General features: G+C 35.0%; 14 protein-coding genes. 5 read left to right on the forward strand and 9 right to left on the reverse strand.

Translation table 11 applies throughout. From position 1 onward, the window contains the following. Positions 1–67 precede the first annotated feature (67 nt). From FC66_RS03755 to glpK, 5 genes are all read right to left on the reverse strand, one after another. Complete coding sequence (locus tag FC66_RS03755; protein ID WP_057974047.1) at positions 68–595, reverse strand: GNAT family N-acetyltransferase; 528 nt, start codon at positions 593–595, stop codon at positions 68–70. Between the two features lie 141 nt (positions 596–736). After that, entirely contained in the window at positions 737–1,264 is a 528-nt protein-coding gene (locus FC66_RS03760) for a GNAT family N-acetyltransferase (RefSeq protein ID WP_057974048.1), read from the reverse strand. A gap of 222 nt (positions 1,265–1,486) precedes the next feature. Continuing rightward, a complete protein-coding gene (locus tag FC66_RS03765) occupies positions 1,487–2,206 on the reverse strand; it encodes an MIP/aquaporin family protein (RefSeq protein WP_057974049.1) in 720 nt (239 codons plus the stop codon). Between the two features lie 24 nt (positions 2,207–2,230). Beyond that, positions 2,231–4,051, reverse strand: coding sequence for a type 1 glycerol-3-phosphate oxidase (gene glpO / locus FC66_RS03770; RefSeq protein WP_057974050.1), 1,821 nt, complete (start codon positions 4,049–4,051; stop codon positions 2,231–2,233). Positions 4,052–4,064: 13 nt separating this feature from the next. Next, on the reverse strand, positions 4,065–5,582 hold the full coding sequence (glpK, locus tag FC66_RS03775; RefSeq protein WP_057974051.1) for a glycerol kinase GlpK: 1,518 nt from the start codon (positions 5,580–5,582) through the stop codon (positions 4,065–4,067). Between the two features lie 209 nt (positions 5,583–5,791). Between glpK and FC66_RS03780 the strand changes: the two genes are divergently transcribed. Beyond that, positions 5,792–6,745, forward strand: a complete 954-nt coding sequence (locus FC66_RS03780) for an NADP-dependent oxidoreductase (protein ID WP_057974052.1) — start codon at positions 5,792–5,794, stop codon at positions 6,743–6,745. A 19-nt stretch (positions 6,746–6,764) separates the two neighbouring features. Beyond that, positions 6,765–7,709 (forward strand): Dyp-type peroxidase, encoded by a 945-nt coding sequence (locus FC66_RS03785; protein WP_057974053.1) that lies wholly within the window; start codon positions 6,765–6,767, stop codon positions 7,707–7,709. A 410-nt stretch (positions 7,710–8,119) separates the two neighbouring features. Here the strand turns inward: FC66_RS03785 and FC66_RS03790 are convergent, their stop codons facing one another. From FC66_RS03790 to FC66_RS03800, 3 genes are read right to left on the reverse strand one after another with little or no spacing between them, the layout of a single operon-like run. Continuing rightward, positions 8,120–9,418 carry a PTS sugar transporter subunit IIC gene (locus FC66_RS03790; RefSeq protein ID WP_057974054.1) on the reverse strand — a complete coding sequence of 433 codons (1,299 nt, stop codon included), beginning with the start codon at positions 9,416–9,418 and terminating at the stop codon, positions 8,120–8,122. Further along, positions 9,415–11,814: a glycoside hydrolase family 9 protein gene (locus FC66_RS03795; protein WP_057974055.1), complete on the reverse strand. Its 2,400-nt coding sequence runs from the start codon at positions 11,812–11,814 to the stop codon at positions 9,415–9,417. Before FC66_RS03795 ends, FC66_RS03790 begins: the two co-directional genes overlap by 4 nt. Before the next feature lie 6 nt (positions 11,815–11,820). Next, the gene (locus tag FC66_RS03800; protein ID WP_057974056.1) at positions 11,821–12,768 is read right to left on the reverse strand and encodes an ROK family protein; all 948 of its coding nucleotides are present in this window, start codon (positions 12,766–12,768) and stop codon (positions 11,821–11,823) included. A 165-nt stretch (positions 12,769–12,933) separates the two neighbouring features. Between FC66_RS03800 and FC66_RS03805 the strand changes: the two genes are divergently transcribed. Continuing rightward, complete coding sequence (locus FC66_RS03805; RefSeq protein ID WP_057974057.1) at positions 12,934–14,010, forward strand: LacI family DNA-binding transcriptional regulator; 1,077 nt, start codon at positions 12,934–12,936, stop codon at positions 14,008–14,010. Continuing rightward, complete coding sequence (locus FC66_RS03810) at positions 14,007–14,816, forward strand: Cof-type HAD-IIB family hydrolase (RefSeq protein WP_057974058.1); 810 nt, start codon at positions 14,007–14,009, stop codon at positions 14,814–14,816. Before FC66_RS03805 ends, FC66_RS03810 begins: the two co-directional genes overlap by 4 nt. An 89-nt stretch (positions 14,817–14,905) precedes the next feature. Here FC66_RS03810 and FC66_RS03815 read toward each other — a convergent pair whose 3' ends face one another. After that, positions 14,906–15,937 carry a LacI family DNA-binding transcriptional regulator gene (locus FC66_RS03815; RefSeq protein ID WP_057974059.1) on the reverse strand — a complete coding sequence of 344 codons (1,032 nt, stop codon included), beginning with the start codon at positions 15,935–15,937 and terminating at the stop codon, positions 14,906–14,908. Positions 15,938–16,098: 161 nt separating this feature from the next. On the opposite strand from FC66_RS03815, the gene FC66_RS03820 reads away from it, so the two are divergent. Next, entirely contained in the window at positions 16,099–17,178 is a 1,080-nt protein-coding gene (locus tag FC66_RS03820) for an SIS domain-containing protein (protein ID WP_057974060.1), read from the forward strand. Positions 17,179–17,225 lie beyond the last annotated feature (47 nt).

Genomic DNA, 17,225 nt, shown 5'->3' on the forward strand with positions numbered 1-17,225 from the left:
CAAAATTAAATTTGTCGATTTTTTTGCAAGGAAAAAGACGACAAATTTATTTATCGTCTTGAACATCTTATTTTAAAATAATTTGGTAAGCATATCGTTCTGCTTCATCACTATCTGGGGTCCGAATAATTCCTTTATACTCGAAACCATTCGTTTCAATAATATGTTGCATCCCTCTATTTTCTGAATTTGTATCAACTCGAATATCCTTATAACCTGATAATCTAGCGGTTGTTAAGAGACAAGAAATCGTCTTTGTTGCTAAATTTTGGCCTCTAAATTTTGTAGAAATAGCAACACGATGAATAGTAGCATAATGTGCTTCAGGGCCATTAACCCACTCACCATCTTCAATATGAAGATACATGGGCTCAATACCCGGACAAAGTGCAGCAGTTCCTGCAATTTTGTCTCCGACCATTAAAATATACGTCAATTCATCTTTAACATCTTGTTCTAATTGTTTAGCTTCTGGGTAGAAACCTTGCCATTGATTAATTTTTTGTTCTTTAAGATACGCTTTTGCTTCTTCAATAATTCTTGTAATCTCTGATAAATCTTCTGGCATTGCCAGCCTTAAATAAGATGCGGTCACTGTTACACTCCCTTTTTTAGATATTGGTTGAAACAAGATTGTTGATTATTGTAGCGCACATTTTTTCAAGATACAACTAAATTTTAATTAAAATAAAAACAGTACTGAAATTTCTTCCAATACTGTTAGCTTTAAAACATCTTATTTTAAAATAATTTGGTAAGCATATCGTTCTGAATTGTCGCCATCTTCCATGTGAATGATACCTTTATAATCAAACCCATTTGACGTAATAACATGTTGCATCCCTTTATTCTCGGGATGCGTATCCACGCGGACATCCTTGTAACCTAATGATCTAGCAATTGTTAAAAGACCAGAAATCATTTTTTCTGATAAACGTTGACCTCTAAATTTTGAAGATACGGCAACACGATGAATGGCCGAATAACGAGCTTCTGGGCCATTAATCCATTCTCCGCCTTCAATATGAAGATACATAGGATCAATTCCCAACCAAAGTGCAGCAGTTCCTGCAATTTCATCGCCAACCATTAAAACATATGTTAATTCATCTTTAATATCTTGTTCCAAATGGTTCGCCGCCGGGTAGGCACCTTGCCATTGGTCAATCCCTTGTTCCTTAAGGTAAGCCTTTGCTTCCTCAATAATTCCTGTAATTGCTGGTAAGTCTTCTGGCGTTGCCAGTCTTAAGTAAGATACAGTCACTGTTACACATCCTTTATTATGCTTAATCTATTCGTATATTTACGATTGAAAAATTATTATAACGCATAATTTATCAATATTCAATCGGTTTTCAGTTTATTTTTAAAAGGAAAATAACCTTCTCTTCTCAACAAAAAAATACCTTTTAAAAGTTTGTCAAAATCTCAACTTTTAAAAGGTATTAATTATTTAAATTAAATCAGTAATAAGTGCTTAATTAATCTATGCCACAGCCATGAATAACCATGCAGCTACCATTGCACCGGCAAATGGTCCAACGATTGGTACCCAACTATAAGCCCAATCAGATCCACCTTTGTTCGCAATTGGTAAAATAGCATGTGCAATACGTGGGCCTAAATCACGAGCCGGATTAATTGCGTATCCTGTTGATCCTCCAAGTGAAAGACCAATACCAACAATTAAGATACCGACAACAACTGGTGTTAAACCATCTGTGAAGTTCCCCTTTGTAAATGCTAATAAACTGTAAACTAAGACGAATGTCCCAATTAATTCACTAATAAAGTTATTGAAATAACTTCTAATTGCTGGACCCGTTGAAAATGATCCAAGAATTGCAGCGGAATCTTGTGTTTCTTTCCAATGTGGCATGTATTGAACCCACACAAGAAAGGCACCGACAATACCGCCGGCAACTTGTGCAACCATATAAGGCAACACAGAAGCCCAAGCAATTTTACCAACCATTGCCATTGCCAAAGTCACAGCTGGATTCAAATGTCCTGGTCCCATGAAGGCCGTCGCATAAACACCTAAGGTTACGGCAATACCCCAACCTAATGTAATGGCAATCCAACCGGCACCTTCAGCTTTTGACTTGCGTAACGAAACGCCAGCAACAACCCCATTACCTAGTAACACTAAAATCATTGTGCCTAAAAACTCACCCAAAAGTTGCGTTGTAAGATCTGTTGTCATCATACTCACCCCTACCTTAAATGATTATTTTAAGTAACTCATGTCTGATTCTGCAATTGTTGCGTCTAAATCTGCAGATTGTTTTGCTTTTTCTTCTTTAGTCCAGCTATAGAAGCTTGCCATTTCGTTAATTACGCCAACTTTAACAGCATCTAATGTATCACGATGGAAAAGAATGTGGTTCGTACGACGCATCAAGTAATCAGTTGGTGTTAACGTCATTTCTTCTTCCATTGAGTAATGAAGACTTGCCATTTCACCTAAAGATAATCCTTCTGATGCTTTAACATGTGACATTTGGCTGAATACGCGAGCTGCATTTGATCCGAATAGGTTAGCAAACAATGTTGCTTCTTCTTCAGTTAAACCGTTATCCATTCCTTGTTTTGCAAAGAAACTAATCGTTGCTTCAACGTTGTTAGGATCAATATCCCCACCTGAAACAGGTAAGTTCTTTGAATCAATTGGATTGAATTCTTGGCTATAGTTATCTTTCAATAACTTCGTAATTGTGGCCATTGCACCAGCAGCCATCTTACGGTAATCCGTAATTTTACCACCAGCTAATGTTAATAAACCATCTTTTGAAACAGTTAATGAACTTCCACGAGAAACTTGTGAAGCACTAACTTTATCTTCAGAAAGTGTACTTTCCAAATCATTCAAGATATCTTCAACATCAGTTTTAGTGACTTCTTCTTTTTCGTAGCGTTTGATAACATCAATAACGTCGTTGAAACTCTTTTCACTAATTTTACCTGAGTTTCCACCATTGTAATCTGAGCTTCCGTTTGATGAAATTAATGGACGTAATCCAGCCCAACTCGATTCGATATCGCTAATTTTAACGTTAGCACTTGGGTAGCGTTCGTTAATAATATCAAGTAAGTAATCAGCATCTTCTTGTTCTACGCGAGGATGTTCAAAATCACCATGGAAATCAGTATCTGTTGTTCCAAAGTATGTTTTATCTTCTCTTGGCACAACGAAGATCATACGACCATCTTGTTTACCAGAATCAAAATACGTTGGTTGTGGTACGTTCAATTTTTTAGAATCAACAACTAAATGAACCCCTTTTGTAGGACGCATTTGTGGGACAAAGTCTTCATCTGTATCCATCTTACGGATAAAGTCAGACCATGGACCTGTTGTATTGATAACATATTTAGCATGAATATCAAATTCTTCGTTAGTCAATAAATCTAATACGTGAACACCGGTAATTTTACCGTTCTCATGTAATAAATCTAAAGCTTTAATACGACTAACCATCAATCCGCCATCTTCATGCGCTTTTTTGATGTTTTCAATAACTAAACGTGAGTCATTGTTTTTAAAATCAAGGTAGACACCACCACCCATTAATTTATCTGATTTCAATTGAGGTTCGCGTTGTAAAACTTCTGCTTTAGAAATCGTGTAGTTAACCCATTGAGGATCAACAACGCCTGCTAATTGATCATATAAATTCATGGCAACTTTAACTGAGAACATATCAAAAGTTGCACCAGGTTCATCATAGATAGGTAACAACATTGATTGTGGACGTGGAATATGTGGTGCGATATGTTGAACAACTGCACGTTCTTGAACAGTATCTGCAACAACTCCAACATCAAATGTCTTCAAATAACGAATACCACCATGAACTAATTTTGTTGATCGAGATGATGTTCCTTCAGCAAAATCTTGCATTTCGATTAATCCGTTTTTCAATCCCATTGCGCTTGCTTGAATCGCAACTCCGGCACCAGTGATACCACCACCAATTGTTAATAAATCTAATTCTTCATTCTTTAATCGTTCAATATCTTGTTTTCTTGACGTTGCTGAAAATGACATAGTCGTATCCCCCTTATTTATTGTTTTTCTTCATTGGTTTGTGTTTGAAAACTCTTGTTGCTTCAACCGCTTGTTGCCAACCAGCATATAAATCTTCGCTTTCTTCTTTTGGCATCGTTGGTTTAAAGACGTCACCTTCAGTGTACTCAGCTTTGAGTTCATCTAGATCTTTCCAATAACCAACAGCTAGTCCAGCTAAAAACGCTGCACCCAAAGCAGTTGTTTCAAGATCATGTGCACGTTCAATTGGTGTATTAATAATATCCGCTTGGAAATTCATCAGATAATCATTTTTAGCCGCGCCACCATCAACCTTTAACAACGGAATTTTAATTCCTGTATCTAATTCCATTGTTCTCACAACATCCCTAGTTTGGTAAGCTAATGATTGCAACGTTGCTTTAATGAAATCTTCACGCGTTGTTCCACGAGTAATCCCAAAGACAGAACCTCGTGCATCGGGATCCCAATAAGGTGCCCCTAATCCAGTAAACGCCGGAACAACGTAAACTTCATTATCATTCGTTGAGTCCTTAGCTGCCTGTTCTGTATCCGGCGCATGTTCCACCAAACGCATCCCATCTCTTAACCATTGAATTGCTGATCCAGCAACGAAGATACTTCCTTCTAAGGCGTAATAGACTTTGCCATTAATCCCATAACCGATTGTTGTCAATAAGTTATTCTTAGATAATTTTGGTTCTGTTCCCGTATTCATGACGATAAATGAACCCGTTCCATAGGTGTTTTTAACCATTCCTGGTTCAAAAGCCATTTGACCAAACAATGCGGCTTGTTGATCGCCCGCCATTCCTGAAATAGGGACTTCACTACCATAAAAATGATAATCTTTTGTATGTCCGTAAACTTCAGAATTTGATTTAACTTCTGGCAACATAATTGCCGGAATATTCATAATTTTTAAGATTTCTTCATCCCATTTTAAATCATGAATGTTAAATAACATTGTACGACTAGCATTAGAATAATCAGTTACATGTGTTTCATCCCCTGATAACTTCCAAGTTAACCATGTATCGATAGTCCCAAAAAGTAACTCACCCTTTTCGGCTCTTTCTTGAGCGCCGTCAACGTGATCCAAAATCCAACGAATCTTAGTTGCTGAGAAATATGCATCGATTAACAATCCTGTCTTTTCGTGAATTAAATCGCCGTAACCCTCTTGCTTTAATTGTTCTGCAATATCTGCCGTTTGTCGTGATTGCCAAACGATTGCGTTATAAATGGGTAATCCCGTTTTTTTATCCCAAATAACCGTTGTTTCACGTTGGTTTGTAATCCCAACCCCTGCTATTTGTTTAGGTTTAATCCCGGAATCAATAAATGTATTTGCGATTGTAGATAAAACTGCATTCCATATCTCGTTCGCGTTATGTTCAACCCAACCAGGTTGAGGAAAATATTGTGGAAATTCGCGCTGTGCATCTGATACCTTTTGACCTTTATGATCAAATATAATGGCTCTGGTACTAGTGGTTCCTTCGTCGATAGCTAAAATATATTTTTCCAAATAACTCACTTTCTTTCTTTTGATTATTTTTTTGGAAACGCTAACATTTATCAATATGGATATTCTACATCCTAAGCGTCGCCTTGTCAAATAGATTGTGCAAAATATATTTAATTATTATTTTGGCGCTTTTTGTAAGCCTTTTATTTCTAATTATGGTACATTATAGCTAGTAACAGCATTATTTAATTTAAAGGGGGCTTACACTTATGAAAGCATTTGGTTTTAACCAATATGGTGACGCAAACGTGTTTGAAGAATTACAAATCGAACCGGTAGCGGAACTTAAATCAAAACAAGTTAGGGTTTCAATTGAAGCCATTGGGATCAACCCGTTTGAAGCAATTCTACGTGCTGGTTACATGAAAGATTCTATGCCTCTACCGTTTCCAATTGTGCCCGGTGGCGATGTAACTGGGATTATTACTGAGATTGGTGATAAAGTGGACAATTTTAGTGTTGGGGATGCCGTTGTCGTGCACAAAGGTTTTGGGGGATATGCGGAAGAACTTATCGCATTTACGTCTCACATTGCTATCCGACCTGACAACATTACGCTCGCCGAAGCTGCTGGTTTACCAACGCCTGGTATTGCTGCGTATAATATTTTAACGTTCTTCGCAAAGGCAAGAGCCGGCGAAACGATTTTTATCGAGGGTGCATCTGGAAGTGTCGGTATGGTTTTAGTTCAACTTGCTAAGCTAATGGAACTAACGGTTCTTGCTAGCGGTTCGAGTGCTAACGAAGACTACGTCCGTCAATTAGGGGCCGACCAGTATAGCGCTTATGATAAAGAAAATCCTGGCGAAACATTTAAAGACACGGCCGATATCGTTGTTGATGCAACACTCGGTGGCCGTGCTAGCGAAGTTGGCGTTAAAGCCTTAAAACCAAATGGCCGAATGGTTTCGCTAATTAACGTTCCAACTGAAGATATGCAAAAAGAAAAACCTCTTGCAGATTACTACCAAGTTGAGAGTGTTAAAGAACTAAAAGATAATGATGCATTAAAATTCTTAACAGATTTAATGATGCAAGATGAATTAGAAATTAAAATTGCCAAGAAGTACAAATTTACTTTAGCTGATATTATTGAATCTCATAAACAATTAGATTTACCTCGTACCGCTGGTAAGATGGTTGTTATCGTTAAAGAAAATTAATTTATAGGAGGCATGACTTATGACAGTAACTGAAAAATTAACACAGGATGTATATAAAGATGTAGGCGAAAACGTCAATTTTACAATTTTAAACTTAAATCACAAGGATCAAAAAGCTGAATTAGCAGCCGTTCAAGAATTAGCTGACCGAATTCCAGCAATCATTCGTAGTATGAACGTTCGTTATCCAAAAGCCGATTTAAAGGTCGCTTTCGGGTTTGGTTCAGACGCTTGGGATTATCTTTTCCCAGATGCCATCAAACCTATGGAACTCATTCGCTTTAAAGAAATTGTAGGTCCAAAATATACAGCAATTTCAACACCAGGTGATTTATTCTTCCACGTTCGGGCTGGCGAAAGTGCAGTTGTCTACGAAGTTATGGCTCAATTTATGCTTTTCATTAAAGACGCTACAACCGTCGAAGACGAAACACATGGCTTCCGTTACTTCGAAGGTCGCGCCGTCATTGGTTTCATCGATGGAACTGAAAATCCAGACGTAAATGAAGCGCTAGATTACGCTGTAATTGGCGATGAAGATCCTGAATTTACAAACGGTTCTTATGCCTTTGCTCAAAAATATCGCCATGATATGACTGCTTGGAATGCCTTAAAAACGGAAGACCAAGAAAAAGCAATTGGCCGTAAAAAATATTCTGATTTAGAACTAGCTGATGAAGAGAAGTTACCAAATTCTCATAACGTTGCATCACAAGATATGAAGGACGGCATCGAACATAAAATTGTCCGCATGAACGTACCTTTTTCAGAACCCGGTAAAGATATTACAGGAACATACTTCATTGGCTACGCACGTCATTTTGCAGTAACTAATAGAATGTTAATTAATATGTTCGAAAGTAAAAGTGACCGTTTGTTAGATTTCAGTACAGCTGAAACAGGGAATTTATTCTTCATCCCTTCAACAACGACACTTGAAAGTATTGTTGATAACGCCTTATAAAATAAACTAAAAATCCCGTAACTACTCAATTACAAGTGTAGTTACGGGATTTTATTTATGTTGATTATTTCTTAAAATAAATTTATCAACTCATTTTTTAATACTTAATTCAAAAATCCATCTCCCCGTTGAACGGCTTACGATGAGAGTTGATTTACCATTGCGACATGTTTAAAGATGACCAATATAATGATAACTACTCCAAAATGCGCATCACTAGACCAATAATATTAACAGCGACAATATTATTACCTAAAACTAGTCTTTCAATTCCTTCGATTCAGATGCGTCTTCACGTTCTCCCAGAGTTATTATCACCTTTGAATGACTTTGTTTGCCAACCATCTTAGCTGCTCTACCGTGTTAACTAAAAAAGATGTTACCAAATGGCAACATCTTTCAAAAATTTACTACATTTTATTTTCTTCACTTGCGGCACGATTTGAAGCGAGTACAAATGGTAAATAGATTACAACACCAACTGCAATAATAACAACTTGCATCAGCGGCGCTCTCCAGTCTCCAGCTGTTGCTAGGTAGCCCGATAAAATAGGGGGGGTCACCCATGGAATTAAGATATAAGTCGGTGAGACTAACTCTAACGCAGTTGCCGTATAGGCAATAACCGTACCTACCATTGGCGTAATTACAAACGGGATTGCATAAATTGGATTAAAAACGATTGGTAGTCCGAACATTAACGGCTCACTAATATTAAATAATGTTGGTAGTCCACCAATGCTGGCAATTAAGCGTTCATCTTTTCTTCTTGATCCTATAAACAATGCAATAATTAAACAAATCATTGTTCCACCACCACCCATGTAAATATAGGCATCTAAGAACGGTTGCGTAACAATATTAGGTGCAACATGCCCTGCATTAACCGCATCAATATTTTGTTGTAACGATGTTAATAAAATAGGGCCTGAAATAGCTCCAAAAACATATGCGCCATGAATACCAAACACAAAAACTAACGTTGATAAAAAGACGTAGAAAAGAATACCTGGTAACGTTTGAAAACCACCAACAAGAGGAGCTTGTAGAACTCTGACAACAACTTCAGGAACTGTTAACCCCGTCATATGGCGTAAAATAACTTCAAAAGATGCAAAAATAGAAATAACTAAAAATGATGGAACTAAACTGTTAAATGATTTTGCAATTGCCGGTGGAACTGTATCCGGCATTTTTATTTTAATTTTGTCAATATTACTTAACGTGACCAGTAATTTTGTTCCGACAAGTGCGGCAATAATTCCAAGTAACATTGCTGAGGCACTTGTATATGTTTGTGTCAAAACGGCTGTTGTAGTTACTGTTTTACCCGATGTTGTTAAAACGCTAACTGCATTTGGAACAACAGTAATGTAACAAGCAACCGCAACAATACTCTCAAGTGCACCGTCAGCACCTAGTGATTTAGCTAAACGGTAACCAATTAAAAAGGTTACAAGTAGCCCTAAAATGCCTAATGTTCCATTATAGGCCTGTGTCCCAATTTCAAACATCAATTCATGTCCCGGAATATTACGTAAAAGTCCTGTCTCTGGCTGTAAAAATACATTGTTAACTAACAAGAAAAAAGCTGCAACAATCGTAATTGGAATTGTACTGGCAAATGCGTCACGAATGGCACCAATATATCTATTCATTGCTAACTTATTTGCAAATGTAGTTAATTTTTCTACAAATTTATCTTTCATTTACTTGCCCTCTTTTCGGTTTTTAAAAGATCTGATAATAGTCCCATCCATTTACCGGCATTTCCAACCCAAACCTCTTTATACGTTGCATTGTTAAATTGTGGCCAGTAAGGTTCATCTTCATTCCCAAATGTTTGCATTCCGACAGGCATTTCACCAACCATTTCACCGGATGATACCGTATATTGTTGTGCAAAATTATGTCCTTCCCCATAGACCATCGATTGATTAAAGGGATTTTTACCTACCATCCATTGCAATTGTCCAGCCGCCATATCAGTTAAACCCTGATCTTGCAGTAAATTACCTAAAATTGCAGATGCTCGTCCAGCAGATAAAATAATGGCATTATTTCCGCGAAATGAAAACCATACCGGAAAACGTTTAATATATAAATTCTGTCCAATTTTAACGGCATTCTTTAACTGAATTTGATACTCTTCCTTAGCGGACTCCCCAACCAATAAGTGTTGACGATTAAAACTTTCCTGATCTTGATATTCTTCCATTTGATATACACCACTTGGAAACATATCGTAAGGTTGTGTAAATTCTTTCAAATATTTATAGTATGAACCAAGTAAAACCGCACTTTTTTTCCAATCATCAACTAATTTACTTTTTGATTGAGAAATTATAATTCCTTCTAATGCCATAGCGTACATACTTTCACGAGATTGATGATTAAAATGTTGGAAAATTTTCTTACCTGCATCCCTATAGAACATTCCTTGTAACTTTTTACCGTCAAAAAGATCTATTCCAACGACTTCTTGACAATCCAACATGACATCCATGAAACGCGTTGCTTCATCAGCATATTTTTTTATCTTAGTTCTTTGATATAACATTGAACTTGCCCATGAAATTGTTGCTGCAAATAGACTATTAGACATATTGTAAGTGTGTTCCCAAAAAACTGGTTCATGTACGTAGGGACTAATTTCAAATTTTGTTTGTGCAAACTCATAATCTTCTTGAGCGACATCTGTTATTTTTTCGATTAATGAATGTTGATCAGGCAACAAATTACCAATTTTTGCAAGAATACCAGCCAGTAAAAAATTATCGTACGCGTGATTTCCAATACGTGCTTGTGCATCATCCATGTTTCCAACATGGTTATCTGTCCAACGTGTAATTCCCGCACTGGTGACGTGAAATCCATTTGCTAATCGTGTTTTAAAAATAAAATCAATTCCCCACTCGCCTTCTTCCAGTAAACGTCGGCTCAACATTGGGTCAGATTCACGATACTGTTCAGACATTTCAATAATATTTAGGGTCAGCTCTGCCGATTGAATGAGCTGTTGTGACAAATCTCCTGCATCATGCCAGCCACCATTGAACGTTATTGTTTCATTCTCAAATGTTGCGACTACATCCTCATGACATGTGCCATGAATACCTGAAACAGGACATCCGCACCGTTCACAATAAATAAAATTCAATGACCTCCAAATAGAGTCACCATAAAGTTTATCAAAGGCCATAATTGTAAATGGATCTGTTTTCAATCCCGCCGTTTCTAAAACGAATAATCCCTCATTCGTAAAATCAGTAAAATCAAAAATACGATAATTTCCAACGATTTCCTTTTTTAAAATAGATTTCCCATCATAAACGACTTTCCCAGTCGTAACATCAATAAGCTGAAAGTCAGCGTACTGATGTTTGGGTGACCATAAAATAGACTTTTTTTCCGACGTAGTTTGATAGCCAATATGTGAATATATTAATTCGTTAGATGACGCTTTCCAACCTTTTGCATGACTAATTAAATTGTTTTTTTGTAATTTAATATTTCTAATTTGATAAGACAGTTTGCCAGGCAAATTCATATACGACCCATTTGCACCACTCGCTATAGCCATACTCATGATGGCTTCTCGAGGTAAATTACTTAAATCAAGAACATATGTATGCCAATCTTCACCCTTTAAATTAATCACGTGATACCCTTCACGATCATAAATATCAGGAATTTTAATAGTTCCATCATTTACAAAAGATACTGTAACATTAGGATTAATCATATTTTTACATGATGCCAAAATTTCAAATGAAATTTGATTATATTCAGACCAATCTGAACGATTAAATTCAGTTATTATCTTTGCTTCACCAAAATTAACGTAATCTCCATCTTTTGGCGCACCTTTCGCCCACGAATCATATCGACTATCAGCAATAAATCCAGCAGTCGATGTATCCTTAATTAACGCACCACGTCCTTCATGTTTCCATAATACAGAATGGTTTTGATCAAAAATAATCTTTTCAATTCCTACATTGCTTTTTTTTAACTCTAATGTTTCATATGATTGTTCATCATGAACTGGTAATGGTTGATGTAATATGTTACTGTTCAATATTTCTTTTGATAATAAAGTCATTTCAATCTACTCCTTCACATTTTTAAAACCTAGCATTGCACTACCTTTTAGTGCAATTGTACTTGAATCCAGATTAGTCACGTGCACGCCTTTTTTTACAAAACGCATTGTCTTTTTATCCAATAGAGGTTCTAGTCTTTCTAACATCCAACCACTACTCATAACACCACCACCTAAAATAATAGCTTCTGGATCAGACACACGAACCATATTCATAATTAATGTAGCTAATCCTTTTAAGGATTGGTTAATTACCTTTTTGGAAAGTTCATCTTGCTTTTCATACCCGTCCATTAATTCTCTTGCACCAACCCGCTGACCTTCTACAAATGAGATAATTGTATCTGGAAATTCATCTTTAAATCGAACCGCTTGATTATGCATCCCAAGCCCTGAAGAGATAGGCTCCACACACCCTTTCCGACCACAAATACACTTCCAATTGCTATTCATATCTACAACCATGTGCCCAATTTCCCCTGAATCAAAGTGATTACCAACCATGACTTTCCCTTTATCAACAATACGTCCTGCAATACCCGTTCCAATATTCATGTAAACAAACGATTTGGTATCGGTACCAAATCCGAGTAACAATTCTGCTAATGTAGCACAATATACATCATTAGCTATAAAAACTGGAATTTCTGTAAATTCAGAAAATTCTCGTCTTACATTAATTTCATCAGCAAGTTCTGGATGAATTTCATACCAAATTCCTTTTTCAGTATCCATCCTTCCAACCATACCGATACCAATACCGATAATATTTCCTTTTCTTACCGCAGTTTTTAAATATATTTGTACTGCCTTTTTAATAGCATTTATTGCCACCCTCTGAGATGTTACATCTGATGATGCTTTAACTTGTGAAAGTATTTCACCAGATTGCGTTACTTCACCAATTAATAATTTAGTTCCTCCTAAATCTACTGCTAATATTGTATCAATCATTATCAACACTCCATTCTTAAATTTCCTCTATGCCAATTATTTAACACTATTATGAAAACGTTGTCAACACTTTTATTAAACGTTTGGTATCGATACCAATTTTATTGCTTTTTTTATTATTATTGTTTACACTATGATTATAAAAGATTACGAGAGGATTATTTCATGACTCATAAAAATTTAACCATCAAAGAAATTGCTCAACGAAGCGGTGTTTCTATATCAACTGTTTCTCGCGTTTTAAATAATAGTCCTTCCGTATCTAACGAAAAACGTGAAAAAATTCAAGCCGTTATTCACGAAAATGATTATCAGCCTAGTATGGTTGCACGGAGCATGGTCTCTAAAAGAACCCATACCTTAGCTATTATTGCTCCAGATATTAATAATCCTTACTTTACAGATTTAATTTCTGAAATTGAGTTAATTGCTAATCAATCAAATTATTCGATTTTACTGTTCAATACAATGTCTGCTGGCAATCGTAAAGTGGAAACCAAAGATTCAATTGAAATAAGTGTTTTTAAATCCATCTTAGAGAAACAAGTTGATGGTATATTTATTTTAGGTGGTGATATTGATAAAGAAGATCTTTCCGAAAGTTATTTAACCGCATTAAACCATTTAAATTCTATTATTCCAGTCGTTGTTATTGGCCAATACCAAAATGGCGTAAATTGTCATTTTATAGACAGAAATCTAAAATATGGCGTTACCTTAATAACTCAGCATTTATTATCTTTAGGTTATCGAGATATCGGTTTTATTGGTGGCGAACCTAAGATTAAGATCACCACAGAGCGAGTTAAGGCTTTCAAAGAGATCCTCTCTTTATATTCGTCTGTCAATGAAGAAACAATTATTTTAAATGACTACTATGCAAAGGATGGTTACCAAGCAATTAAACTTTTAATTGAAAAAAATATTTTACCTAAAGCTCTAGTGGCAATGAATGACCAAGTTGCCTTAGGTGCGTTCCGTGCTCTAAATGATTATCACTTATCTTGTCCTGAAGATATCGCTATTGTCAGCTGCGATGCATTCCCAGATGCGGATTTCCAGACACCACGTATCACTAATGTTAACCAACACAATCACGATTTAGCTCAAGTTGCTTTAACAACTTTATTATTTTATTTAGATACTACAGAGATACTTCCTGAAAACATGTCTCAGCACTTACCGGAACTAGTTATCCGCGAATCATGCGGTTCTAAAAATATTGGAGGATTAAAATTATGAATCAACATCTTATATTTATGGATATTGATGGCACACTCGTTAACAACGATTATGTTGTGTCACAAAAAACAATTGAAACAATCAAAAAATATCAAAAAGAGGGCCACATTTTCTATATTTCAACTGGTAGAATGCTGATTTCAGCAAGACAAGTCGCAAAATCAATTAGTCCAGAAACACTCGAAGTTGCATCTAATGGTAGTATCTTTGAAATAGGAGATACTATCCATACTGCTTCTCTGTCTACTAATGCATTAACTGAAATTTATCACCAAAGTATTGATAAGAAAGCTTCCGTTTTCTTTTTTACTTCAAAGGATGTCTTTTATACATTGACATTGCCCTCATATTTCAACAATAATGATCAGCAACGTTTAGCCGTACAAGATAAAACTCAACATATTCAAATTAAGAACCTTGATGATTTATTAACCCATCAAGGTCAAATTATAAATGCAATTTTAATTATGGATGAAAACCCTAAGATTCTTAAAAGTATTAAAACTGAACTTGAAGCATCTCAAGATATTTCTCTCTCCTCTTCCAGTTCTAATAATATTGAAATTACTGCTAAAAACGTTAATAAAGCATACGCTATTCACCATTTAAAAAATTTTTATCATATTCCAACAGACCAAATTATTAGTTTTGGAGATGGCCAAAATGATATTGAAATGTTCCAACATTCAGGTGTTAGCGTGGCCATGAAAAATGCTTCTGATGAAGTTAAAAAATATGCAGATTATGTCACTGAATCAAATATCAATGATGGAATTGCCGTCTTCCTTAATAAATATTTTAAATAACGACTCTTATTGATTAAAAAAACTTCATTTCAAATGAGTAATCCAATATTATTTGGTCTACTCTTCGAAATGAAGTTTTTTATTTTGTGCTATAAAGATTCACCTAATATTAATTTTGGGGTAACATTGTGTACCATATCATTTTTTGAATCAGATTGATTTAAAAGATTCATCAACACAGAAGTTGTATTCTTAGAGAGCTGTTCAATATTGTGATCAACCGAAGTTATTCGTGGCGTATTATATTCGTTATCTGTGAAGTATTCACAACTAGCTACCCCTTTTCTTGCATCAGTTCCCAACATATCTAAAATCCCTCTGAGCACCCCCTGAGCAACTTGGTCATTAATAGCAAGAACTGCATCAAAATCGATACTATTATCTACTAAATATGACACACCTTCGTACCCATTTTTTGCATAAAAATTATTATTAAGTACAACATTTTTATCGGATGTCACTTTAACAAATGTATTTACTCTGTCTTTTGTAATCCAATCTGTTTTTGTACCACCAATAAAAACAATTTTTTTGTAATTTTCTTTAACAAGATGCTTGGTTATCAGATTAGTCGAAATAGTTTGATCTCTTTGAATAAAAATTACATTTTTAAGCATGTCCATTTTTTTTCGTCCGACTACTACTACAGGTGTTCTTTCAGCAACCGATTTTAACGTATCCAAATAATCTTCATTAACTTCTAATTTATCTATTAAACCACCTAGGATTAGAACTGCATCATAGTTATTTTTTTGAATTTGATTAAAAATATCAATTTCTATTTTTAATGCTTTTTTTGAATCTTTTTTATTTGCACTCTGTGTATCAAATAACGATAACGTATACCCATGTTCTAAAAATTGTTGTTCTAAAAAAGCAATAAATTGATTAAAATAAGGATTTGTAATATCTGAGACCACAACAGCAATCATATTTGTTTTTTTTGAAATCATACCACGAGCTAACATACTTGGAGTATAGTTCATTTCTTTAATTACAGCTTTGATTCTCTCCCTTGTAGAATTTGCCACATTGGGATCATTATTTAAAACTCTAGAAACGGTACTTATGGATGTTGCCGCATATTTCGCTATATCTTTAATAGTTATATTTTTAGTCATCTTTATCACCAATATTCCTTTAATTATAGAACCATTATCTGGTAATTAAAAAAGTAAGTCAACTTAATTTAAACAACGCATATAAAACGCTTGCAAAAAAGTGAACACTATTATATTATGGTTTATGGGAACGTTACCATAAACAGAAAGGTGAATCTAATATGACTGAAAATAATTTAACGATGATGACTTATATTAACGAAGAACAACCTATTTTAAGTAGTATCCTACGTGATTACCATATAAATACGAAACCTATCAAAGGTAAAGAATGGTTGATATTAGCAACAGGTTCAAGTCTTAACGCCGCTTACAGCGCAAAATACTATATTGAAAGTATTTGTGACGTCTATATTTCCATTGAGGAACCTTTTAAATTTGAGTATTATGAAAAATTACGCCCCACTATTGATGTTGTAATTGGTGTTTCTCAAAGTGGTGAAAGCACTTCTACAATAGAAGCACTTAAACATATCAGAATTAACGACAACACTGTTCATTTGATGGCATTAACAAATAATATAAATAGTGAAATTACAGAAGTAGTTGATGAAGTTATTGATCTTCAAAGTGGTGAAGAAAAAATTGGATACGTTACTAAAGGTTTTTCTGTTACTATTTTAAGATTAATGTTATTAGGTCTTAAAACAGCTGCAGTAACAAATACAATATCTGTTGAAAAAGAAAATAAAGAATTATTGGAATTTTCAAATGCAATTGATAAAATCAGTGATATTATCAACAAAACGGAGATATTCTTTAATGCATGGAAGTCTGAACTTATAAAAGCCAGTCGTTATACGGCTTTATGTTGTGGATCAGCAATAGGTACAGCACTTGAAATGCAAACAAAATTTTCCGAAACAGTCCGCGTCCCTAGTCAAGGAATGGATATTGAAGTATTCATGCATGGTCCCTATTTTGAAATAAACAAGAACCATCAGTTATTTTATATTGAAACAAATTCACCTGTTAATGATCGATTACTAAGATTGAAAGAGTATGAAAAAAATTATGTTGAAAACTACTTTACAATTACTTTAAACAAGTCAACTAATAATAGAACAATTGGCCTAGATTTAAGCGTCGATGAATTTAAAGCACCATTATTTACAATTATTCCTTTTCAAATTTTGGCACATCATATCGCAGAAGAATTAGGAAATAATTTACCAAAAAGAATTTTTACAGATTTCGGTATTGCAATGCAAAGTAAAACAAAACCAGGGTCTTATATTTAAGCATAACAGGATATCACTACAAATTTATAAAGTATAACGAAAGAAAC

It is taken from the genome of Dellaglioa algida DSM 15638 (genome assembly GCF_001434695.1).
GTDB classification, from domain to species: Bacteria; Bacillota; Bacilli; order Lactobacillales; family Lactobacillaceae; genus Dellaglioa; species Dellaglioa algida.

Coding starts and splice junctions, on each gene's coding strand:
- FC66_RS03785 (WP_057974053.1), top strand. CDS start 6,765: ATGACAGTAACTGAAAAATTAACACAGGATGTATATAAAGATGTAGGC.
- FC66_RS03765 (WP_057974049.1), bottom strand. CDS start 2,206: ATGACAACAGATCTTACAACGCAACTTTTGGGTGAGTTTTTAGGCACA.
- FC66_RS03800 (WP_057974056.1), bottom strand. CDS start 12,768: ATGATTGATACAATATTAGCAGTAGATTTAGGAGGAACTAAATTATTA.
- FC66_RS03810 (WP_057974058.1), top strand. CDS start 14,007: ATGAATCAACATCTTATATTTATGGATATTGATGGCACACTCGTTAAC.
- FC66_RS03780 (WP_057974052.1), top strand. CDS start 5,792: ATGAAAGCATTTGGTTTTAACCAATATGGTGACGCAAACGTGTTTGAA.
- glpO (WP_057974050.1), bottom strand. CDS start 4,051: ATGTCATTTTCAGCAACGTCAAGAAAACAAGATATTGAACGATTAAAG.
- FC66_RS03820 (WP_057974060.1), top strand. CDS start 16,099: ATGACTGAAAATAATTTAACGATGATGACTTATATTAACGAAGAACAA.
- FC66_RS03805 (WP_057974057.1), top strand. CDS start 12,934: ATGACTCATAAAAATTTAACCATCAAAGAAATTGCTCAACGAAGCGGT.
- FC66_RS03795 (WP_057974055.1), bottom strand. CDS start 11,814: ATGACTTTATTATCAAAAGAAATATTGAACAGTAACATATTACATCAA.
- FC66_RS03815 (WP_057974059.1), bottom strand. CDS start 15,937: ATGACTAAAAATATAACTATTAAAGATATAGCGAAATATGCGGCAACA.
- FC66_RS03790 (WP_057974054.1), bottom strand. CDS start 9,418: ATGAAAGATAAATTTGTAGAAAAATTAACTACATTTGCAAATAAGTTA.